This window comes from Fodinicola acaciae (genome assembly GCF_010993745.1).
Taxonomy (GTDB): Bacteria; Actinomycetota; Actinomycetes; order Mycobacteriales; family HKI-0501; genus Fodinicola; species Fodinicola acaciae.
The window spans coordinates 849,665-869,157 of the sequence record NZ_WOTN01000003.1 but is presented as its reverse complement, the minus strand read 5'-3'; the positions used below and the strand labels follow the sequence as shown (position 1 = coordinate 869,157).

General features: G+C 68.4%; 25 protein-coding genes and 1 pseudogene. 19 read left to right on the top strand and 7 right to left on the bottom strand.

Going from position 1 to position 19,493, the window contains the following annotated elements; translation table 11 throughout:
* The first annotated feature begins 76 nt into the window (after positions 1 to 76).
* From GNX95_RS30390 to GNX95_RS30370, 5 genes are all read left to right on the top strand, one after another.
* On the top strand, positions 77 to 2,005 hold the full coding sequence (locus GNX95_RS30390; protein WP_222854049.1) for an ATP-binding cassette domain-containing protein: 1,929 nt from the start codon (positions 77 to 79) through the stop codon (positions 2,003 to 2,005).
* Complete coding sequence (locus tag GNX95_RS30385; RefSeq protein ID WP_163511119.1) at positions 2,002 to 3,399, top strand: aminotransferase class V-fold PLP-dependent enzyme; 1,398 nt, start codon at positions 2,002 to 2,004, stop codon at positions 3,397 to 3,399. Before GNX95_RS30390 ends, GNX95_RS30385 begins: the two co-directional genes overlap by 4 nt.
* 36 nt (positions 3,400 to 3,435) lie before the next feature.
* A complete protein-coding gene (gene mshB / locus GNX95_RS30380; RefSeq protein ID WP_163511118.1) occupies positions 3,436 to 4,308 on the top strand; it encodes an N-acetyl-1-D-myo-inositol-2-amino-2-deoxy-alpha-D-glucopyranoside deacetylase in 873 nt (290 codons plus the stop codon).
* A 43-nt stretch (positions 4,309 to 4,351) separates the two neighbouring features.
* Positions 4,352 to 4,750, top strand: a complete 399-nt coding sequence (locus GNX95_RS30375) for a hypothetical protein (RefSeq protein ID WP_163511117.1) — start codon at positions 4,352 to 4,354, stop codon at positions 4,748 to 4,750.
* Positions 4,751 to 4,820: 70 nt separating this feature from the next.
* A complete protein-coding gene (locus GNX95_RS30370; RefSeq protein ID WP_163511116.1) occupies positions 4,821 to 5,354 on the top strand; it encodes a hypothetical protein in 534 nt (177 codons plus the stop codon).
* A gap of 19 nt (positions 5,355 to 5,373) precedes the next feature.
* Here the strand turns inward: GNX95_RS30370 and GNX95_RS30365 are convergent, their stop codons facing one another.
* Entirely contained in the window at positions 5,374 to 6,111 is a 738-nt protein-coding gene (locus GNX95_RS30365) for a GNAT family N-acetyltransferase (RefSeq protein WP_163511115.1), read from the bottom strand.
* A 112-nt stretch (positions 6,112 to 6,223) separates the two neighbouring features.
* Between GNX95_RS30365 and fdxA the strand changes: the two genes are divergently transcribed.
* The 8 genes and pseudogenes from fdxA (at position 6,224) to GNX95_RS43500 (ending at position 9,475) form a co-directional block, all read left to right on the top strand.
* Positions 6,224 to 6,544 (top strand): ferredoxin, encoded by a 321-nt coding sequence (fdxA, locus tag GNX95_RS43510; protein ID WP_246281810.1) that lies wholly within the window; start codon positions 6,224 to 6,226, stop codon positions 6,542 to 6,544.
* Complete coding sequence (gene dapC, locus GNX95_RS30360) at positions 6,541 to 7,626, top strand: succinyldiaminopimelate transaminase (RefSeq protein ID WP_246281809.1); 1,086 nt, start codon at positions 6,541 to 6,543, stop codon at positions 7,624 to 7,626. The genes fdxA and dapC overlap by 4 nt, the downstream gene beginning before the upstream one ends.
* Positions 7,627 to 7,812: 186 nt before the next feature.
* Positions 7,813 to 8,097, top strand: coding sequence for a GlsB/YeaQ/YmgE family stress response membrane protein (locus GNX95_RS30355; protein WP_163511113.1), 285 nt, complete (start codon positions 7,813 to 7,815; stop codon positions 8,095 to 8,097).
* A gap of 110 nt (positions 8,098 to 8,207) precedes the next feature.
* Positions 8,208 to 8,492, top strand: coding sequence for a DUF397 domain-containing protein (locus GNX95_RS30350; RefSeq protein WP_246281808.1), 285 nt, complete (start codon positions 8,208 to 8,210; stop codon positions 8,490 to 8,492).
* Between the two features lie 2 nt (positions 8,493 to 8,494).
* On the top strand, positions 8,495 to 8,692 hold the full coding sequence (locus GNX95_RS44470; RefSeq protein WP_163511112.1) for an antitoxin VbhA family protein: 198 nt from the start codon (positions 8,495 to 8,497) through the stop codon (positions 8,690 to 8,692).
* Positions 8,689 to 8,940, top strand: a complete 252-nt coding sequence (locus GNX95_RS44465) for a hypothetical protein (RefSeq protein ID WP_163511111.1) — start codon at positions 8,689 to 8,691, stop codon at positions 8,938 to 8,940. The genes GNX95_RS44470 and GNX95_RS44465 overlap by 4 nt, the downstream gene beginning before the upstream one ends.
* A 15-nt stretch (positions 8,941 to 8,955) precedes the next feature.
* A pseudogene (locus tag GNX95_RS44460) lies at positions 8,956 to 9,072 on the top strand (hypothetical protein); the annotation flags it as partial.
* 109 nt (positions 9,073 to 9,181) lie between these two features.
* Positions 9,182 to 9,475: a hypothetical protein gene (locus GNX95_RS43500; RefSeq protein ID WP_246281806.1), complete on the top strand. Its 294-nt coding sequence runs from the start codon at positions 9,182 to 9,184 to the stop codon at positions 9,473 to 9,475.
* Positions 9,476 to 9,493: 18 nt separating this feature from the next.
* Here the strand turns inward: GNX95_RS43500 and GNX95_RS30330 are convergent, their stop codons facing one another.
* A complete protein-coding gene (locus tag GNX95_RS30330) occupies positions 9,494 to 10,126 on the bottom strand; it encodes a winged helix-turn-helix transcriptional regulator (RefSeq protein ID WP_163511110.1) in 633 nt (210 codons plus the stop codon).
* 38 nt (positions 10,127 to 10,164) lie between these two features.
* Here GNX95_RS30330 and GNX95_RS30325 point away from each other — a divergent pair, with 38 nt between their 5' ends.
* From GNX95_RS30325 to GNX95_RS30315, 3 genes are read left to right on the top strand one after another with little or no spacing between them, the layout of a single operon-like run.
* Positions 10,165 to 11,043, top strand: coding sequence for an alpha/beta fold hydrolase (locus GNX95_RS30325; RefSeq protein WP_163511109.1), 879 nt, complete (start codon positions 10,165 to 10,167; stop codon positions 11,041 to 11,043).
* The gene (locus GNX95_RS30320) at positions 11,043 to 11,387 is read left to right on the top strand and encodes a TfoX/Sxy family protein (protein WP_163512025.1); all 345 of its coding nucleotides are present in this window, start codon (positions 11,043 to 11,045) and stop codon (positions 11,385 to 11,387) included. Before GNX95_RS30325 ends, GNX95_RS30320 begins: the two co-directional genes overlap by 1 nt.
* A complete protein-coding gene (locus tag GNX95_RS30315) occupies positions 11,384 to 12,193 on the top strand; it encodes a maleylpyruvate isomerase N-terminal domain-containing protein (RefSeq protein WP_163511108.1) in 810 nt (269 codons plus the stop codon). Before GNX95_RS30320 ends, GNX95_RS30315 begins: the two co-directional genes overlap by 4 nt.
* A 28-nt stretch (positions 12,194 to 12,221) precedes the next feature.
* Here GNX95_RS30315 and GNX95_RS30310 read toward each other — a convergent pair whose 3' ends face one another.
* On the bottom strand, positions 12,222 to 12,665 hold the full coding sequence (locus GNX95_RS30310) for a MerR family transcriptional regulator (RefSeq protein WP_163511107.1): 444 nt from the start codon (positions 12,663 to 12,665) through the stop codon (positions 12,222 to 12,224).
* Positions 12,666 to 12,727: 62 nt separating this feature from the next.
* Between GNX95_RS30310 and GNX95_RS30305 the strand changes: the two genes are divergently transcribed.
* The 3 genes from GNX95_RS30305 (at position 12,728) to GNX95_RS30295 (ending at position 15,952) form a co-directional block, all read left to right on the top strand.
* Positions 12,728 to 13,774, top strand: a complete 1,047-nt coding sequence (locus tag GNX95_RS30305; RefSeq protein ID WP_163511106.1) for an aldo/keto reductase — start codon at positions 12,728 to 12,730, stop codon at positions 13,772 to 13,774.
* Between the two features lie 86 nt (positions 13,775 to 13,860).
* Positions 13,861 to 14,754 carry a Scr1 family TA system antitoxin-like transcriptional regulator gene (locus tag GNX95_RS30300; protein WP_163511105.1) on the top strand — a complete coding sequence of 298 codons (894 nt, stop codon included), beginning with the start codon at positions 13,861 to 13,863 and terminating at the stop codon, positions 14,752 to 14,754.
* Between the two features lie 322 nt (positions 14,755 to 15,076).
* On the top strand, positions 15,077 to 15,952 hold the full coding sequence (locus tag GNX95_RS30295) for a helix-turn-helix domain-containing protein (protein ID WP_222854048.1): 876 nt from the start codon (positions 15,077 to 15,079) through the stop codon (positions 15,950 to 15,952).
* Here GNX95_RS30295 and GNX95_RS30290 read toward each other — a convergent pair.
* From GNX95_RS30290 to GNX95_RS30275, 4 genes are all read right to left on the bottom strand, one after another.
* Entirely contained in the window at positions 15,912 to 17,018 is a 1,107-nt protein-coding gene (locus GNX95_RS30290; RefSeq protein ID WP_163511103.1) for a threonine aldolase family protein, read from the bottom strand. The two genes, GNX95_RS30295 and GNX95_RS30290, sit on opposite strands and share 41 nt — an antisense overlap.
* Positions 17,018 to 18,007, bottom strand: a complete 990-nt coding sequence (gene dapD / locus GNX95_RS30285; protein WP_163511102.1) for a 2,3,4,5-tetrahydropyridine-2,6-dicarboxylate N-succinyltransferase — start codon at positions 18,005 to 18,007, stop codon at positions 17,018 to 17,020. Before dapD ends, GNX95_RS30290 begins: the two co-directional genes overlap by 1 nt.
* An 80-nt stretch (positions 18,008 to 18,087) precedes the next feature.
* The gene (locus GNX95_RS30280; RefSeq protein ID WP_163511101.1) at positions 18,088 to 18,723 is read right to left on the bottom strand and encodes a hypothetical protein; all 636 of its coding nucleotides are present in this window, start codon (positions 18,721 to 18,723) and stop codon (positions 18,088 to 18,090) included.
* The gene (locus GNX95_RS30275) at positions 18,720 to 19,304 is read right to left on the bottom strand and encodes an RNA polymerase sigma factor (protein ID WP_163511100.1); all 585 of its coding nucleotides are present in this window, start codon (positions 19,302 to 19,304) and stop codon (positions 18,720 to 18,722) included. The genes GNX95_RS30280 and GNX95_RS30275 overlap by 4 nt, the downstream gene beginning before the upstream one ends.
* Between the last annotated feature and the right edge of the window lie 189 nt (positions 19,305 to 19,493).

Genomic DNA, 19,493 nt, shown 5'->3' with positions numbered 1-19,493 from the left:
CAAGATCGTAGATTCTGTCCGCATCCGGCCGGACAACCGATCCACACGTGACCGTTCTGTCCGTAGTCTCGCCGCCATGAGCTCTTCGCCGCCGGGTCCGGCGGACTCTCCGGAACGGCCGGAAACCGGGCCGGTGGTGCGTCCGGTGGTGCCGGCGGATCCGGCCGGACTGCCGCACTGGCCGGCGCCTCCGCAACCGGTGGACGACGCCGCCGACCAGCAGACGCAGCCGGTCGTCATCCCGGTCGTGCCAGACGTCGAGTTGCCGCCGCCGTCGCCGGTGGAGCCGGCCGAGCCGCCGGTCGACCCGGACGCCGGCCGGCTCACCGCCGACCGGATCAGCCAGGTCGTACGCGGGCGCCAGACGATCCTGCGGACACTCTCGCTGACCGTCGAGCCCGGTCACCTGGTCGCCATCATCGGTCCCAGCGGCGCCGGCAAGACCGTGTTGCTGGAGACGCTGGCCGGCCTGCGTACGCCGAGCACCGGCTCGGTGCACCGCGCCGGCGGCGTGGGGTCGCTCGGCTTCGTGCCGCAGGACGACATCATCCACCGCGAGCTGCCGCTCGGCCGGGTGCTGCGATACGCGGCGCGGCTGCGGCTGCCGGCCGACGCCGACGTCGACGCCGCGGTGGCCGACGTGCTGACCGTGTTGCGGTTGACCGAACGCGAGAAGGTACGCGTCGGCCGGCTCAGCGGTGGTGAGCGCAAACGCGCCAGCATCGCGGTGGAGTTGCTTGCCAAACCACGCTTCTTCTTCCTCGACGAGCCGACCTCCGGCCTGGATCCGGCCACCTCGGCCGAGGTGATGCGCGCGTTGCGGCGGATCGCCGACAGCGGCTGTACGGTCGTGTTGACCAGCCATCATCCGCCGGACGTCGACGTGTGCGACGAGGTCGTCGTGGTCGCCGCCGGCGGTGGCCTCGCCTTCACCGGCGATCCGATGAAGGCGCGCGAGTTTTTCGACACGCCAACGGTCGCCGGCATCTACACCAGGCTCGACGAGCACAACCGCGACTACTGGCTGCGCCGCTTCGCCGACGAGCGGGCCAGCAAGACCGACCTGTTCGCCATTCCGGCGCTGCCGGTTTCCGCGCCACCAGGCGAAAAACGGGCCGTACCGGCAATTCCGTCAGCATCGCCGACGGTTCAGCCGCCGGTCGCGCCACTGCGGCAGTGGACGCTGCTGACGACGCGATCGCTGGACATCCTGGCGCACAACCGGCTGACGTTGTCGATCGTGCTCGGGTCGCCGGTGGCGATCCTGCTGATGTTTCTGATGCTCTTCAAGTCCGGAGCGTTCGATCCGGCGACGCCGAGCCCGAACACCTCGGCGATGATCCTGTTCTGGATCGCCTTCGGCGGTTTCTTCTTCGGCCTGACGTACGGCCTGCTGCAAATCTGCTCGGAGTTTCCGATTTTCTTCAGGGAAAAGTTCGCCGGTGTCGGCATCTGGCCTTATGTGCTCTCCAAACTCGCCGCGCTACTGCCGTTGCTGGTCCTGGTCGACGCATTGCTGCTGGTCGTGCTGCGACTGACCGACCGGTTGCCGAAAGGCGGTTTCGGCCAGCTGGCTGAGCTTTTCCTGACGTTGCTGCTGGCATCGGTGTGCGCGATGGCGCTCGGGCTGCTGGCGTCCGCGGCGGTCACCGAGCCCGGCCAGGCCACGTTGATGCTGCCGATGCTGTGTTTCCCGCAGGTGCTTTTCGGCGGCGCCTTCCTGCCGGTGCCGGTGATGGCCGACGTCGGCCGGTGGCTCAGCTATCTGATGTCCAACCGGTGGGCCTTCGAGGCGCTCGGCCACACCGCCGGCGTGGAAGAGCTGTGGCGTAACGGAAAGTCGCCGCTCGGACCGCCGCTGTTGGCCTCGTACGAGGACACCTTCTCCTCGCCGGCGTGGGTCGACTGGCTGATCGTATCCGGGATGACGCTGGTGTTTCTCGGTGCCTGCTGGCTGGTGCTGCGCACGAAGGCGGCGCGGCGCGGGTCCAGACCGGCGCGATGACGGAGTTTTCGGTCGCCTATCCGGAATACGCGGCGACCGACGCGCTCGATCGGTTGCGGGCGACCGAATATCGCCACCTGGACGCGGACGGCGGCGTCTATCTCGACTACACCGGCGCGGGAGTCGCCGCCGAGTCGCAGTTTCGCGCCCATTACGAGCGGCTGCGGCGCACGTCTTTTGGCAATCCACACTCGGAAAACCCGACCTCGCAGGCGTCGACCGAGTTGGTGGAGAGCGCTCGCCGCGCCGTACTTTCCTTCTTCCGCGCCGATCCTGCCGAGTACGCGGCGATTTTCACCGCCAACGCCTCGGCCGCCTGCCGGTTGGTGGGGGAGGCCTATCGGTTTCGCGGCCGCCGGTGCGTCCTCACCTTCGACAACCACAATTCGGTCAACGGCATCCGGCAGTTCGCGCGCGACCGCGGCGGCCGCGTACGGTACGTGCCGCTGACCGCCGACCTGCGGGTCGCCGAGCGCGACCTGGTCGCGGCGCTGCGTGGCCGTGGACTTCTGTGCTATCCGGCGCAAAGCAACTTCACCGGCGTCCAACATCCGCTGGACTGGGTCGACCTGGCGCACCGGCGCGGCTTCGACGTCCTGCTCGACGCGGCCGCGTACGCGCCGACCAACCCGCTGGACCTGACCGCGGTCAGGGCGGACTTCGTGCCGGTGAGCTGGTACAAGGTCTTCGGCTATCCGACCGGCGTCGGTTGCCTGGTGGCGCGCCGGGAAGCGTTGGCGCGGCTGGAAAGACCGTGGTTCGCCGGCGGCACGATCCAGGCGGTGAGCGTGCAGGGCGGCTGGCACCTGCTGGCCGACGACGAGTCGGCCTTCGAGGACGGCACGCTGAATTTCCTTGCCGTTCCTGACATCGAGGTCGGTCTGCGGTGGATCGCCGGCATCGGCCTGGAGACCGTGCGGCTGCGGGTGCGTTGCCTCACCGGTTGGCTGCTGGGAAAACTCGGCGGCCTCCGGCACGGCAACGGCCGGCCGATGGTGCGGATCTATGGTCCTGCCGACCTGGAGATGCGCGGCGGCACGGTCACCTTCAACGTCGTCGATCCGGACGGCGTACTCGTCGACGAACGGCTGGTGTCGGCCGAATCGGCGGAAGCCGGATTTTCGTTGCGTACCGGCTGTTTCTGTAACCCCGGTGCCGGCGAAGGCGCGTTTTCGATCAGCCGCCGTACGCTGCGCGGCCGCGTCGGCCGGCGGCCGCGTGGCATCGACGAATACCTGACGCTGCTCGGCCTCCCTACTGGCGGCGCCGTACGCGTGTCGCTGGGGCTGGTCTCCACGGTCGAGGACGTGGAGCGGCTGGTGGGCTTCGTCGACCGTACGTACCGCGACCGCCAGGCCACCGTCGAAGGCCTCGCGCCGCGCACCCGCTGCTGAGCCAGACTGTCGTACTGACGACGTAGTCTCGGCGGCATGAGTGAGCAGCTCCCCGCACGCCGCCTCCTGCTGGTCCACGCGCATCCGGACGACGAGGTGAGCGGCAGTGGCCTGGCGATGGCCAAATACGCCGCCGAAGGCGCCCACGTCACGCTCGTCACCTGCACGCTCGGCGAGGAGGGCGAGGTGCGCGTGCCGGCGCTCGCGCAGCTGGCCGCCGACCAGGCCGACCAGCTCGGCGGCTACCGGATCGGCGAGCTGGCCGCCTCCTGCGCCGCGCTCGGCGTGACCGACCACCGGTTTCTCGGTGGCGCCGGCCGGTTCCGCGACTCCGGCATGATGGACACGCCGCCAAACAAGAACCCGCGCGCGTTCTGGCAGGCCGACGTCGACCAGGCGGCCGCCGACCACCTGGTGCCGGTGATCCGCGAGATCCGCCCGCAGGTCGTCATCACCTACGACGAGAACGGCTTCTACGGCCACCCCGACCACATCCAGGCGCACCGGGTCGCCATGCGTGGCGTGGAGCTGGCCGCCAAGGACGGCGGCGAGGGCGAGCCGTGGCAGGTCTCCAAGGTCTACTGGACGGCGGTGCCCAAGCGGCAGATGTTCGAGAGCTTCCGGCAGTTCCGCGACTCGGCGGACAACCCGTTCAAGGACGTCCAGAAGCCGGAGGACCTGCCGTTCGGCACGCCGGACGAGCAGATCGCCGCGGCGATCGACGGCACCGCGTACGTGCCGGCCAAGCTCGCCGGCATGCGCGCGCACGCCAGCCAGATCTCGCCGGACGACTGGCTGTTCAAGATCTCCGAGATGGGTGGCGCTGCCACCGAGTTCTACACGCTCGCGGTCGGCGAGCGCGGCTCGGACGGCCGCGAGACCGACCTGTTCGCCGGCCTCGGCGTCTGAGAGGGCGTCTGAAGGCACAACCGGCAACAGGTACGCTCCGCGGGTGAGTCGGCTGATCGCCATCTGCGGTGGAGTGGTCGCCGTGCTGGCCGGGTTCGGTGCCGGTGTCCTTGAGGCCTTCCTGATCCCGCTGCGGGCCGGCGTGGTGCGCCTACCAGTCGCCGTGCTGGTCGCGCTGGTGGTGCACGTCGGCATCGCGCTGTGGACCCGGTACGTAACCGGCAGCCGGCTGGCGCCGATCGTGCCGGCGATCTCCTGGTTCGCCGCGGTGGCGGTGCTCGGCACGCGTACGCCGGCCGGCGACATCGTCATCGTCGGCTCCGACTGGGTCGCGCTGACGACCGTCTTCGTCGGCGCGATCGGCTATGCCATCGGCCTGTTCCTGGCCGCGCGGCCCGGTCCGGCGCCGGCCGAGTCTGCCGGTCCGCCTGACCGGGGCTGACTCGAGCGCCTACGATCTGCGTACTTTCCCACGTTCGAGCCACGGCCGTGCGGCGGCCGAGGAGGTGCGCATGTCCCCCGCGCTGTCATCGCGGCTGATCCGGATCGGCATCGCGACGGCCGTCATCGTCGTCGTCAACGTGCTCGCTCGGCTGGTCACCCGGTTCGCGCTGCCGAAGACCGTCGACACGCTGACACCGGCGCTGATCTCCCTGCTGGTCGCGGTGGTCGCGGCGGCCGCGATCGGCTTCTGGTTCGCCGGCCTGCAGCGGCTGCTGCCGGTCGTGGTCGACGCGCTCGCGGTGACCGTGCTGTCCACGCTGCTGGTCGTCTTCGCGGCCGCGTTCGTCAGCGGCAAGCCGGATTTCGACCCCACCACCAGCCTGTTGCAGCTCGGCCTGCACGCCGGCCTGCTGGCGGTCGGCTTCGCCGCCGGCGTACTCGGTGCCATCGCGCTCGGCCGCGACCCGGTCAGCCGCGCCTGGAAGGCGCAGTCGGAGGTCAAGCCGACCGTCGCGCGCCGGCACACGCAGACGCACCACACCACGAAGTCCACCGCCACGAAGTCCACCGCAAAGCCGGCCAAGTCCGGCAAGCGCTCCTAGTGGGGGTTCTGCCGCAACGTCAGGCGCGGGGGAGGCGCCAGTAGAAGTACTCGTGGTGCTGGGTGAAGCCGGTACGTTTGTAGAGCGCCAGCGCGGCCTCGTTCGAGTGCTCCACCTGCAGATACACCGACGTGGCCGGCGTCACCGCGGCCGCCGAGCGGAGCAGGTGCGTCGCCAGGCCGCGCCGGCGGTAGGCCGCCGACACCTCGACCGCGGTCAACCCGACCCACCCCTCCGACACGCTGGTACGGCAGATCCCAGCCACCTCACCGTCGCTCACCAGCGTCCCGAAAGCCGGCGAGGCGCCGGCCTTCAGCACGTCGACGCCGTACGACGGCAGCTCGCCGCCGCGATAGTGGTAGAGCGACAGCCAGTCGGCGCCCGGCTCGGCCGACCACGACACCGCCGGCAGGTCCGTACGCTCTGGCAACGCCAACACCGCCGACACCGGCGCGGTCAGCACCAGCGCACCCCACGCACGCGTGAAACCGGCGTCCTCCAGGACCGGGACGAGGTCGGCTCGAGCCGGCAGCGGCACCTGCACCATCGCCGGCAGGCCACGGGAGAAATACCAGTCGCGGACGTACGACACCGCTTCGGCCGATGGCAGGCCCGGTGAGCCCAGCGGCAGTGCCGAGTTGCCTCGCCCGGTGAAGCCGGACGCGGCGCGCAGCCGCCACTCGCCGAGCGTCGCAAGCTCGAGCCCCGGCCAACCGGCCATGGCGATCCGCTCGAGCTCGATGACGGATGTGTCCAACGCCACCACCAACCCCCACCCTCAAACACACACGGCCGAGCAGGATACTAAGCAGTAAGAACGCGTTATCGCGTACGGTTTGTGCTGTAACCGCTGCGAGAGGACCGCATCCGTGACCTACGTCATCGCCGAGCCCTGCGTCGACGTGCTGGACAAGGCATGCATCGAGGAATGCCCTGTCGACTGCATTTACGAGGGCGAACGGATGCTCTACATCCACCCGGACGAGTGCGTCGACTGCGGCGCCTGCGAGCCGGTGTGTCCGGTCGAGGCCATCTTCTACGAGGACGACGTGCCGGACCAGTGGAAGGACTACTACACCGCCAACGTCGAGTTCTTCAGCGACCTCGGCTCGCCCGGCGGTGCGTCCAAGCTCGGCAAGATCAACAAGGATCACCCCACGGTGGCCGCGCTGCCGCCACAGGGCGAGTGAACCTCCCCGACTTTCCCTGGGACCGGTTGGCACCGGCCAAGCAGAAGGCCGCCGCGCATCCGGACGGCATCGTCGACCTGTCGATCGGTACGCCGGTCGACCCGACGCCCGCGGTCGTACGACGTGCGCTGACCGAGTTCGCCGACGCGCCCGGCTATCCGGCGACGGTCGGGACGCCGGCGTTGCGCGAGGCGATGGCGGAGTGGTGCACCGACCGCCTCGGTGCGCCGACCGGCGTCGACGGCGTGTTGCCGAGCATCGGCTCCAAGGAGCTCATCGCCTGGCTGCCGACGCTGCTCGGCGTCGGCTCCGGCGACACGATCGTCGTGCCGGCGCTGGCCTATCCAACTTACGAGGTCGGCGCGCGACTGGCCGGTGCGACGGCCGTACGCTCCGACAGCACCACCGCGCTCGGACCGCAGGCTCCGGCGTTGATGTGGGTCAACTCGCCGTCCAACCCGACCGGCCGCGTCCTGCCGCGCGAGCACCTGGCCAAGGTCGTCAGCTGGGCCCGCGAACGCGGCACGACCGTCGTCTCCGACGAGTGCTATGTGGAGCTGGGCTGGGACACCGAGCCGGTCAGCGTGCTGCATCCGGACGTGTGCCACGGCGACCACACCGGCATCCTGGCGATCCACTCGCTGTCCAAGCGCAGCAACCTCGCCGGCTATCGCGCCGGTTTCGTGGCCGGCGACCCGGCGCTGATCCAGCGCCTGCTGGAGGTCCGCCGGCACGCCGGCATGATGGTGCCGGCGCCGGTCCAGGCGGCGATGACCGTCGCGCTCGGCGACCGCCAGCACGTCGCCGAGCAGCGCGACCGCTATCGCCGGCGGCGCGAGGTGCTGCGTGCGGCGGTGACCGCCGCCGGATTCCGGGTCGACCACTCCGAAGCCGGCCTCTATCTGTGGGCCACCCGCGGCGACGACTGCTGGTCCGCGGTCGACTTCCTGGCCGAGCGCGGCATCCTGGTCGCGCCTGGCGAGTTCTACGGCCCGACCGGCGCTCAGCACGTACGGATCGCGCTCACCGCGACCGACGAACGCGTCGAAGCGGCCGCCATCCGGCTCGCGTCCAAAAGTTAGGCAACTTTTTCTTCAGGCTGTGGCCACGCCGCTGAGCTGCGAGGACTCGGAAATCGATTGGCCGGCCGGTCAGCAGAACCAGGATGTTTCCGACATGGCCGACTTATCTTCAGGCGGCGGAACCTGGCCGGAAGCGGTACAACTATCGCCAAGGCACGTCGCTGCTCGAGGAGGGGGTATCCAAACATGTTCTGGACCATCATCGGAACGCTGATCGGCGGCATCATCATCGGTGCTTTGGCGCGGCTGATTCTGCCCGGTAGGCAGGCCATGCCGTGGTGGCTGACCATCGTGGTCGGTGTCGTCGCGATGATCATCGGACGCGTCGTCGCCGGCTTCTTCGGCGTCGCTACAACGCCGGGCGTCGACTGGATCCGGTGGGCCATCACGATCGTGATCGGCGTCGTACTCGTCGCCATCGTCGCGGCCATCTACCCGAAGATGCGCGGCGGCAGCACAAGCACAACCTGACCCTCTCATCCCACGGCCCCGGACGGCGCTCGCCGTCCGGGGCCGTTCGGTGCCATCCGGTGCCATGGTCTGCTTTCGGCCGCGGAGTCCCTCGACGGTAGGTTTGAGACGTGACCGAACCAGCACCGCAGAGTGAGAAAAAGATCCAGCCGGACCTGACCAACGCGGTCTGGCAGAGCGCCGAAGGCCCGGACGTCGACCCCGACCAGAGCCGCGTGGAGATCGCGTTCGTCGAGGACATGATCTGCATGCGCAACGGAGCCGACCCGGACGGCCCGGTGCTCACCTTCACCCAGGCCGAGTGGGACGCGTTCGTACTCGGCGCCAAGGACGGCGAGTTCGACCTCGACGAGGACGGCAACCTGCCGCCGCTGCCACCCCAACCCGCCAGCTGACCATGCCCGATCGCGCGGACGCGGACAGAGCCTCGACCATCGCCTATGTTGATGCGTCGCTGCGGGCTGAAGGACTCGAGCCCAGCGCCGATGCGGTCGCTGACGGGGAGGCGTACGTGCGCGGCGAGATCACGCTCGACGAGCTTGAGTCGCGTGCGGACGAACGCGTGCGAGCGATCCTGGCCCGGCGATCGCGATGACCGCGCCGGGGTTGCAGGATCCGTTCTGCTACCCCGGCACGCGAACACTCCGAAACCTGCTGGACGAGCGCGATCCGGCCGTTCTGACGCAGATCGAGACCGAGCTGACGCGCGTAGCCATGATCCGGTTGGATCGCCAGCCGTTGGCTGGCAACTTCGACCTCGCGCACCTGTGTGCGATCCACAAGCGGATCTTCGGCAAGGTGTATCCCTGGGCCGGACAGGTGCGGACGGTCGAGATCGCCTAAGGCAGCACGCAGTTCCTGCCGCACACGCTGATCCCGCAGGCCGCCGACTACCTGTTCGGCCAGATCCGCGCGCAGAACCACCTGCGCGGTCTCGGCCACGAACAGTTCGTCGCCGCGGCGGCCGAACATCTGGCCAACCTCAACAACCTGCACCCGTTCCGAGAAGGCAACGGACGTACGCAGCGCGCGTTTTCTCCGACAACTCGCGCACGACGCCGGCTGGCATGTCGCCTGGGAACGGATGGATCCCAAGGCCAACGTTCAGGCATCGATCCTTTCCAACGTGGACCCGAAAACGCCGCGCATGCGCGAGTTCCTGTCGCCGCTCGTCGAGCCGCTCAACCCGCCACTCGATGCCGAGACCGCGCGACGCACGACCAGCCTGCGGGAGCGAGCCGACGCGGCCCTGCGGCGATCCACGTCCGCGAGGTCCACGCCGTCGCCTGAGACCGGAAGTCGGTCGCTCGACCCCGGCTTTGGCGCCCGATATGACACCCAGCGCACCTCTCGCAAGCCGCGTCGACCCAAGCAGTAGCGACCGTCATGCCGATGGTCAGCGGTCGCCTTTTTGTTGGCCGAAAAGGGATCGTACGGCGGCTTCGTCGCCTTCGATCTCCACGAGTCCTGGTGTGTCGAGGCTGAGCACACCGGCCGCGAGGCCGAGGACGATCGCGCCGTCAGCGCGTACGACCGCGTCGAGCTCGCCACCGTCGTGCGGACGCACCTCGACGCCTGAGCGTGTCGTCCGCACCTGCACGAGCTCGTCGTCGACCGCGATCCCCACCGTCGACGACCGGCGCGACGATCCCTTGAGCAGGGCCCGGAGAGGTACGACGAGCCAGTCGGCGCGGAAGTAGTCGTCGTCGGCCGGCCCGGTCACCATCAGCGGTGTGGACCAGCGGACCAGGCCCTCGATCGGCCCGCGCAACTCGGCACCCCAAGGCGTCAGCGCGTACACGGCGGCATTGGCGTCCTCGGCCAGCCGCCGCTCGACCACTCCGGCGGCCTCGAGGTCGCGGAGGCGGTCGGCGAGCAGGTTCGTGGCCACTCCGGGCAGGCCGTCCAGCAGCTCGCGATAGCGAGCCGGTGCGATCAACAGTTGACGAACGATCAGCAGGTTCCACCGGTCGCCGACGACATCGAGGGCCCGCGCGAGGCCGCAGTACTGGCGATAGCTTCGACTCACAGCTTTACAATATCAACCGCGCTTGATATTTGTAAGAGATGATCAGACCGGAGTGGGTGGACGACGAGCTTTTCCCGTACGAGAGCCGCTTCGTCGACCTCGGCGGGCACACGGTTCACTACGTCGACGAAGGATCGGGCCCGGCGTTGTTGCTGCTGCACGGCAACCCGACCTGGTCGTTCGACTATCGCGAGGTGATAGGCGCACTGCGCGACGAGTTCCGCTGCGTCGCGCTCGACTATCCCGGTTTCGGCCTGTCGTCGGCGGCGCCGGACTACCGCTATCTGCCGGAGGAGCACGCCGCGGTCGTCGTGGACTTCATCGATCACCTGGACCTGTCGGACGTCACCCTCGTCGCGCACGACTGGGGAGGTCCGATCGGCCTGTCCGCGGCCCAGCGGCGGCTGGACCGGTTCGTACGCCTGGTCCTGGCCAACACCTGGGCCTGGCCGGTCAGCGGCGACCTTCCCATCGAGCTGGCGTCCCGCCTGCTGGGCGGGCCGGTCGGGCGCGAGCTGACCCGGCGGTTCAACGTCCTCGTCAACGCGATGGTCCCGGCCGGCCACCGGCGGCGAAAGCCGACCGCCGGCGAAATGGCGCACTACCGAGGCGCGCTTGGCACGTACGACCGGCGTCATGCGTCGGCCGTGCTGCCGCGGCGTATCACCGCCAGCCATGCGTTTCTCGCCGAGGTCGAGGCCGGACTGGCGGATCTCGCCTCGCTTCCGGCGCTCATCGTGTGGGGTGACGCCGACTTCGCCTTCCGCGCCAAGGAGCGCGAGCGTTGGGAACGCACCTTCGCCGACCACCGCACCGTGATTGTCGAAGGCGCCGGACACTTCGTGCAGTCCGACGCGCCGGAGGAGTTCGCGGCGGCGGTCCGCGAGTGGCGTTCGGTGTTCGCGAAGGAGTCATGATGGCGTACGACGTGCAGCTGGCCGACCGGATCCGAGAGCTGCTGGCCGATGGCTCGCCGGTGACCGAGCAGCCGATGTTTGGCGGACTCGCCTTCCTCGTCGGCGGCAAGCTGGCGGTGGCGGCGAGCGGCAAAGGTGGCCTGTTGGTGCGGGCCGATCCGGTGCGCGCCGACGAGCTCGTCGCGACCACCACCGCGCGGCCGATGGAGATGAAAGGCCGGGTGGTCTGCGGCTGGTTGTACGTCGACGGCGACAGCCTGCGCACCAAGCGCCAGCTTTCGCATTGGGTCGCCGTCGGCACGGCCGCGGCCAAAGACGCGCGCGCCAGCGGAAGGAAGCGATGACCGACACCATGGCCGGCGTGCGTACGGCGGTGCGCGAAGTCGTGCCGCGGCTGGCCGCGCTCGTACGCGACATCCCGGACGCCAACGCCGCGTCGGTGGGCACCTGGACGGTCGGTGAGGTCGCGGCTCACCTGACGCATGTCCTGCGCGTCGACACCGACGCCATCGCCGGACGGCCGGTCCCGCGGGCCGTCGTGACGAAGGCCGGAATCGCCGAGGCCACCGGGAAACTCCTGGCCGAGGACGGCGAACGAGACCCGGCCAGGCTCGCCGATCGCATCGTCACGCTGGCCGACGAGTTCGACGACGTGGCGTCCCGTTCGCGGTCAGCCACTGTCGACTGGCTGCAGGGCACTCGCCTGCCACCGTCGGCGGTGGCGTGCCACCTGCTCAACGAGTGCCTGATCCATGGCCACGACATCGCCAAAAGCACCGGACGCGGTTGGTCGATACGGCGTGAGCACGCTCTGCTCACCGTCGAAAACGGCGCTTTGGTGCTGATCTCGGCCCTTTCGCCGACCGCCTTCGTGGATCAGGGAAAAGCCGCGTCCTTCCGCGCTCGCGTGGACCTGCGTCTGCGTGGCGGCGGACGTACGCTGATGGCCTTCGACCAGGGTTCGCTGACGTTGCACGCAGGAGGCGCGAGCGACGTCGACGCTCACATCAGCGTCGACCCGGTGGCCCTCATGTTGCTTTTCATGAGCCGGCAGGGCATCTGGAAGCCGCTGGTGGAAGGAAAACTCGCCGCCTGGGGCCGCCGGCCCTGGAAGCTCCAGCAAATGCTGACCGTGCTCAGCCCGCCATAAGAGGCCCCTATCTGCGCGACCTCTAGGATCAGGCGGTGTCGCAGACGTCCGGATCGTCGGTCAGCGGAGTCGTCGTCCAGAGCCGGTCGGCCGTGCCGCGCGCCAGATATTCCTCGTATACGTTGACTTTGTAGGTGATCACGTCCAGGCAGGTCTTCAGTTCCTCGATCTGCGCGACGACGTTTTGCTGGTGTTGCTTGAGCAAAGCCAGCCGTTCATGCTCGTTGCCGCCGCCTTGCCGGACCAGGTCGACGTATTGCCGGATGGTGTCCAGCGGCATGCCGGAGGCGCGAAACTTGGTGCAGATGTGCAGCCACTCCACGTCGTCCTCGCTGTAGAGCCGCCGTCCGTTGGACCCGCGCCGTACGGCGTCGGCGAAGATCCCCTCGCGCTCGTAGAACCGCAGCGCGTGCACGCTCAGGCCGGTGCGCTCGGCGACCTCACCGATGCTCAGCCAGGTTTCGCTTGACATAGAGCCGACTCTAGCTTCTACCGTCGGTGCGCGCGATCAACCCGATCTCAAGGAGCAAATCCGTGCGATACCGCGTACTCGGCGGCACCGGCATCGAGGTGAGTGCCTACTGCCTCGGCGCCATGATGTTCGGCTTCGTCGGCAACCCCGACCATGACGACAGCATCCGCATCATCCACGCCGCACTCGACCAGGGCATCAACTTCGTCGACACCGCCGACATGTATTCCACCGGCGAGTCCGAGGAAATCGTCGGCAAGGCACTGAAAGACCGCCGCGACGACGTCGTGTTGGCGACCAAGGTGCATTTTCCGCTCGGCGACGAATGGCGCAACCTCAGCGGCAACTCGCGGCGCTGGATCGTACGCGAGGTCGAGGAAAGCCTGCGCCGGCTCGGGACGGACTACATCGATCTCTACCAGATCCACCGTCCGGATGCGAAAACCGACATCGAGGAAACCCTCTGGACGCTGACCGACCTTGTCCAGCAAGGAAAAATCCGGGCATTCGGCTGCTCGACCTTCCCGGCCGAGCGGATCGTCGAGGCGCACAACGTGTCCGAGCGCCGCGGCCTGATGCGCTTTCGCACCGAGCAGCCGCCGTATTCGGTGCTGGCGCGGGGGATCGAGCGCTCGGTGCTGCCGACCTGCCAGCAGTACGGCATGGGGGTGATCACCTGGAGCCCGCTGGCCGGCGGTTTCCTCACCGGCAGGATCCGCAAAGGCCAGGACATCGACCTGACCTCCGGTCGCGCCGCGTTGCGGCCCCACTGGTTTGACCCGTCCGTCCCGGAGAACGTGGTGAAACTCGACGCGGTCGAGCAGCTGATCGAGCTCGCCGACGGCATCGGTTGTACGCTGCCGCAGCTCGCCGTCGCATTCGCCGCCACGCATCCGGCGGTCACCTCGGTGATCACCGGCCCGCGCACGATGGAGCATCTGGACAGCGTGCTCAAAGGCGCCGCGGTGACGCTGGACGACGCGACTTTGGACCGTATCGACGAAATCGTCCCACCCGGCACCGACCTGTATCCGGTCACCTGGACTCCGGACTCACTGTCCAACGCCGCCCTGCGGCGCCGCCCCCTCGGCGACCGCGCGGTGGCCTGACCGGAATCGAGCACACCGGCACGATCGGCCCCGTAGGCTCCGGGTAAGACATTCTCGCGTGTGCGCACCCACATGGAGGCACGCCGATGGTGACCGCGCCGGGGCCGATCGTCAGACGGCAGAAGCTGGGTAACGCACTCCGTGAGTTCCGAGAGCGGCGCGGTTTCAGCTTGGAGCGAGTAGCGGAGGAGCTGATGATCAGCACCTCGAAGCTGTCTCGCCTGGAAAACGCGCAAGGCAGTCCACAGGCCCGCGACGTGCGCGACCTTCTTCGGTTTTACGAGGTGACGAAGCCGGATGCCGGCAGGCTCATGCGATGGACCTATGCCGCTCGTCAGCAAGACTGGTGGACCGACTATGACTACGACAGCACAGGCTTCACATCCGGGCTCGACGCACACATCGCGTACGAGTCCGAGCTACGCGTCGCGCACGAGTCCAACGCCGACGTGGCGCGGGTCTACGCGGCCTCGTTCGTGCCTGGTTTGCTACAAACCGAGGCGTACGCACGTGCGCTCCATCGATCCGTGGAGCCTTGGCGTGGCAGTGAAGGTGTCGAACGAGTCGTACGCTCTCTTCTCCGACGCCAGGAAGTCTTGAAGGAGCGCGATCCCGAGCCGCTGCATCTGACCGCGGTCATGCACGAGACCGCGGTCCATCAGTTGGTTGGATCACCGGAGATCATGCGTGAACAGTTCGAGCATCTGATCCGCCAGAACGAAAACGCGAACGTGGAGCTACGGATATTGCCGTTCAACGCCTTGCCGGTGTTCACCATCACCTGCGCGTGGACACATTTCGAGTTCGGCGACTCTCTCGACCGCGATGTCGTGCTGATCGAAACGCACGCCGGTGTTCGTCACATCGAGTCGTCAGGGCAGGTCAGGCAATACCAACGGCATTTCTCCGAGCTGTGGCGGCGAGCCCTCGGCCAACAGGACACGCGGGGGATGCTGGACTCCGCGGCTGGACGGTGGTGAGGGCTCGCATCAAACTCACGCGTAGATGCCGAGGGCGGCGCCGAGGATCAGGCCGGCCAACAGGAACATGCCGGCGAGCTTGAGCAGGGACGTCAGGTCTGCGAAGATTTTCATGGCGGTTTCCCCAAAACTGTCCGAGCGGATGAGGGGCCGGCCGACATGGGCGGCATGCTGCCGATGATGGCACACCGACGACGGCGATGGCCCGCGGTGAGCCGAAGTTGGGATTCCCATCCGCGTGTTTGCGACAATGGCAACGAAGGCGTCAACGGTTCCCAGTGGACAGCGTCGTGACCGGGGCCATTCCCCGCGGAGGCGACCCGTGCCATCGGTCACTGGCCCGATCATTCCGCGCCGCCGGCTGGCCGCGGCGCTTCGCCGGCTGCGCGAGTCGGCTGGGCTCAGCCTGACCGAGGTCGCCGACGAGCTGATGATCAGCAAGTCGAAACTGTCGCGTTTGGAGAACGCGCAGGGCAATCCGCAGGCCAGGGACGTACGCGATCTCATCCGGCTGTATCGCGTCGATGGCACTCCGGAGGCCGGCAACCTCATGCGGTGGGCCCGCTCCACCACACAGACCGCGTGGTGGAGCGGTTATCGGTACGACGACAGCGGTTTCGCGTCAGATCTCAAGACGCACGTCGAATACGAGTCGGAGGCCGTGGTCGCCAGGATCTACACGATCCCGTTCGTCCCGGCGCTGTTGCAGACCGAGGCGTACGCTCGCGCGCTTTACCGCTCCATCGAGCCGTGGCGCAGCGCGGAGGACATCGACCAGCTGGTGAAACTTCGGTTACGGCGACAGGAAGTGCTGGCGCGCCGGGACCGCGAGCCGTTGCGGCTGGAGGCGGTGATGCACGAGTGTGCCGTCCACCAGTTCGTCGGGTCGGGCCGGATCGTGCACGAGCAGCTGGCGGCGTTGTTGACGTTGCCGGAGCACGTGGCGTTGCGGGTCCTGCCGTTCTCGGCCGCTCCGGTTTTCGCGAGTACGTGCATGTGGGCTTTGCTGGTGTTCGACGAGGAGCTGGACACCGTCGTGCACGTGGAGACGCACGCCGGATTCCGGTTCATCCAGGACCGCGACCAGGTTTGCGAGTACGGCAGCCATTTCGTCCAGCTTTGGCGCCGATCGCTGGACGAGGAGGAGTCGCGGTCGTTCATCGGGGACGCGATGCGTGCGTGGCTGCGCGGTCGATGATCTCGGTCAGCACGCCGGCGACGTCGTCGGGTTTCCAGGCCATGGTGGCCTCGCCGACGTGCAGCTCGGCCCGCGACCAGCCGGGCACGGCCGCCGCCGACCACGAGAAGGTGCTGGTTTTTCGTTCCTCCGCGTACGAAACGGTCGCCTCGTCGAGGTCGTCGGCGGCGCGGTCGACGTAGACGACGAAACCGTTGGTGTGCGGGGGCGACGGGTTGACGCGTACGCCCGGAACCTCGGCGAGCCGTGCGGCGAGAGCGCGAGCGTGCTCGACGTAGGCCGGCACGCGCGGAAGATGGACTTCGAGGCCGCGCAAGGCACCGAGCAACGCCGGATATTGCGTCACGAGCGTGCCGCCGTGGCGGCGTTGCCAGCGGCGTGCCTGTGCGACAAAATCGGCGGGGCCGACCAGCGCGGAGCCGGAGATGCCGCGCAGGATCTTGTAAAACGAGACGTAGGTGCTGTCGGCCAGCGCGGCGACCTCGGCCAGTGGATGGCCGAGATATGCCACGCTTTCCCAGATCCGCGCGCCGTCGATGTGCAGCCGGGTGCCGCGTTCCTTGGCGGCCGCGGCGAAAGCGGCCAGCTCGTCCCAGGTCGGCAGCAGGAAATCGGCGTCCCGCAACGGAAGTTCGAGGGTCACGCTGCCGAGCGGCTCGGTGACCGCGGCCAGGTCGTCGACGGTCGGCTGGCGTGGCTCGCGGGTGAGAAACCGCGGCCGCAGGCGATGCATCTCCCAGACCGCGCCGAGCTCGTGGATCTCCAGGTGGCTGAGGCCGTGCAAGGCCACGGTGTCGTTTTTGCCGTCCTCGGCCCAAATACGCAACGCGATCTGCTGTGCCATCGTGCCGCTCGGCAGGAAAACCGCCGCCTCCGTGCCGAAAAGCTCGACCAGCCGGCCTTCCAGCTCGTCGATCAGCTCGCCGCCGCCGTAGGTGTCGCGCTGCCGGTCACCGGCGAGCGCGGCCAATGCGGTGAGGTCGTCGGACATCGACGGTTGTCCGTGCAGTTGGAGGAACCGCTCGCTGCCGCGTCGCGCCGCCGTACGCCGCTGTTCGCTGACCATCAGTTCGCGTGCAGGTCCTCGTTGAGAGCGATGCCGGCGCCGGTGCGGTCGCGGGCCTCGATCGCGCCGGTCTGTGAGTTGCGCCAGAAAAGCATGCCGGCGGCACCGGACAGCTCGCGTGCCTTGACGACACGGCCGTCGGACAACAGGACTTTGGTGCCGGCGGTCACATAACAGCCGGCCTCGACCACACAGTCGTCGCCGAGCGAGATGCCGATGCCGGCGTTGGCGCCGAGCAGGCAGCGCTGGCCGATCGTGATGGTTTCCGTGCCACCGCCGGAAAGCGTCCCCATGATCGACGACCCGCCACCGATGTCGGACCCGTCGCCGACCACCACACCGGCGGAAATCCGGCCTTCCACCATCGACGCGCCGAGCGTGCCGGCGTTGTAGTTCACGAAACCCTCGTGCATGACGACCGTGCCTTCGGCCAGGTGCGCGCCGAGGCGTACGCGGTCGGCGTCGGCGATCCGTACGCCGGACGGCACCACGTAGTCGGTCATCCGCGGAAACTTGTCGACGCCGTACACCTGCACCGGCGTGCCGGCGGCGCGCAGCCGCAGCCGGGTGGTTTCGAACTTCTCCACCGCGCACGGACCGATGTTGGTCCACACCACGGTCGACAGGACGGTGAAGATCTTGTCCATCGACAGGCCGTGCGGTCGCACCAGCCGGTGTGAGAGCAGGTGCAGGCGCAGGTACGCGTCGTAGGTGTCGACCGGCGGGATGCTCAGATCCTTGACGTGCGTGACGACCAGGTCGCGGTGCACACCGCGGCGCGGGTCGGCGCCGAGCAGGTCGCCGGACACCCCGAGCATCGCCTCGCCCTGCTCGTCGTCCAGCGCGACCGTACCGCCGTCGCCGATGCCGAGTTGTTGGACCGCGCGCTCGTCGACGGTCAGTGCCGGGCTCGGATACCAGGTGTCCAGCACCGTGCCGCCGTTGGTCACGGTGGCGATGCCGATTCCCCACGCGCTGGTCGCAGTCATGCCTGTGAGCGTATTGGATGGGTCGCATGGCCCCCATGCGTGCGTCCAGTGCACGCATGGGGGCCATGCGACCGTTGGCGTTACTTGGTGGGGAGGGGCTCGGCGGAGGCGTACGGGCCGCCACCGGCGCCACCGGTGCCGCCGGCCGGCTTGAAGGGCGCTGCGGCGACGATCCGGCAGCTGCCGATCGGGCCTTGGGCGTAATCCAGGCCGAGGCTGTGGACTTTGGTCGGCTTGCCGTCCGGACCGTCGACCGTCGCGTACTGGGTCGAGATGATCAGCGTCTGACCCGGCTTGAGCTGACCTTTCCGCATCGTGAACGTCATGCTCTCGCCGGAGAGCGACATACGGTCGCCACTCACCCGTACGTCGGTCGCGCGCTGGTACCAGCCGTCGGCGCATTTCTTGCCTTCTGGCAGGAATTTCGCGACGGTCGGTATGCCAGCGCCGGTGAGCTGCCGGGCCAGGCCGTCGGCGTCCTCCAGCCGGTTTATGGTGACCGAGATGATCCCGTTGGGCTGCTTGGTGACGGCGAAAGCCGGCGGGGTGGTGGTTTCGACGGCGATCACCGCGCCGCCGGCGACCAGCGCGGCGGCCACGCCGCCGACGACCAGCCGCGGCTTCCAGCCGAGGCGCCGCGCGCGCGTGGGTGGTTGTGCGGCGTTCTCGGTGACGACCTGCTTGAGTTGGGTGAGGAGTCGGTCCTCGTACGTCATGACGTTGCCTCCGGCATCGGGGTGAGTTGGCCGGTCGAGGGGGACAGCTGGTCCTTGAGCTTCTGGCGGGCGCGATGTAGTCGTACGCGCGCGGTCACCGGTCTGATGCCGAGTGCTTTGGCGCCTTCGCGTACGGACAGGCCGTCCAGTGCGACGAGCTCGAGCACCGCGCGTTCGCTGTCGGACAGCTCGTCCATCGCGCGATAGAGCGACCGGGAGCGCGCTTCGGCGTCGATGCGCTCCTCCAGCCGTACGAGGTCGTCGGCGTCGACCAAGGCCCGGCCGGCGACCCGGTTGCCGGCCCGCAGCTCGCGGGCCGACCGGCGTCGTTCGGCGGCCATGACGTTGCGGGCCACGCCGTAGAGCCATCCGACCGGCCGGCCGCGGCTCGCGCGATAGGTGTGCGCCGAGTCGATCGCGGCCAGGAACACCTCCGCGGTGAGGTCCGCGGCGAGGTAGGGATCCTCGACGCGGCGCGCGACGAACCGCTGGATCGTCTCGACGTGCGCGCGGTAGAAGATCTCGAACGCGCCCGGGTCGGTGCCGATTCCGGCCACGTCCCCCTCGGATGGCTGACTCAAGGTCGTTCCCCTTCCTCCTGCCTCCTTACGCACGCTCTTGGACCGCGGCCCGGATCGCGTTACGTCGGGATATCCCTACCTCTGTCCGTGGTGATATCCCCCCGGATTCCGGTGGGCCGTCATGGTGGCGGGTACTCCGTTGACTTGGCAGCGTAGAGACCACAGCCGATTTACTCTAAGGAGAGACAT

Bases quoted from the DNA above. Each gene is read 5' to 3' on its own strand.
- GNX95_RS30390 (WP_222854049.1), top strand. From the start codon at position 77: ATGAGCTCTTCGCCGCCGGGTCCGGCGGACTCTCCGGAACGGCCGGAA.
- GNX95_RS30385 (WP_163511119.1), top strand. From the start codon at position 2,002: ATGACGGAGTTTTCGGTCGCCTATCCGGAATACGCGGCGACCGACGCG.
- mshB (WP_163511118.1), top strand. From the start codon at position 3,436: ATGAGTGAGCAGCTCCCCGCACGCCGCCTCCTGCTGGTCCACGCGCAT.
- GNX95_RS30370 (WP_163511116.1), top strand. From the start codon at position 4,821: ATGTCCCCCGCGCTGTCATCGCGGCTGATCCGGATCGGCATCGCGACG.
- GNX95_RS30355 (WP_163511113.1), top strand. From the start codon at position 7,813: ATGTTCTGGACCATCATCGGAACGCTGATCGGCGGCATCATCATCGGT.
- GNX95_RS44470 (WP_163511112.1), top strand. From the start codon at position 8,495: ATGCCCGATCGCGCGGACGCGGACAGAGCCTCGACCATCGCCTATGTT.
- GNX95_RS44465 (WP_163511111.1), top strand. From the start codon at position 8,689: ATGACCGCGCCGGGGTTGCAGGATCCGTTCTGCTACCCCGGCACGCGA.
- GNX95_RS43500 (WP_246281806.1), top strand. From the start codon at position 9,182: ATGGATCCCAAGGCCAACGTTCAGGCATCGATCCTTTCCAACGTGGAC.
- GNX95_RS30325 (WP_163511109.1), top strand. From the start codon at position 10,165: ATGATCAGACCGGAGTGGGTGGACGACGAGCTTTTCCCGTACGAGAGC.
- GNX95_RS30320 (WP_163512025.1), top strand. From the start codon at position 11,043: ATGGCGTACGACGTGCAGCTGGCCGACCGGATCCGAGAGCTGCTGGCC.
- GNX95_RS30315 (WP_163511108.1), top strand. From the start codon at position 11,384: ATGACCGACACCATGGCCGGCGTGCGTACGGCGGTGCGCGAAGTCGTG.
- GNX95_RS30310 (WP_163511107.1), bottom strand. From the start codon at position 12,665: ATGTCAAGCGAAACCTGGCTGAGCATCGGTGAGGTCGCCGAGCGCACC.
- GNX95_RS30300 (WP_163511105.1), top strand. From the start codon at position 13,861: ATGGTGACCGCGCCGGGGCCGATCGTCAGACGGCAGAAGCTGGGTAAC.
- GNX95_RS30290 (WP_163511103.1), bottom strand. From the start codon at position 17,018: ATGGTCAGCGAACAGCGGCGTACGGCGGCGCGACGCGGCAGCGAGCGG.
- dapD (WP_163511102.1), bottom strand. From the start codon at position 18,007: ATGACTGCGACCAGCGCGTGGGGAATCGGCATCGCCACCGTGACCAAC.
- GNX95_RS30280 (WP_163511101.1), bottom strand. From the start codon at position 18,723: ATGACGTACGAGGACCGACTCCTCACCCAACTCAAGCAGGTCGTCACC.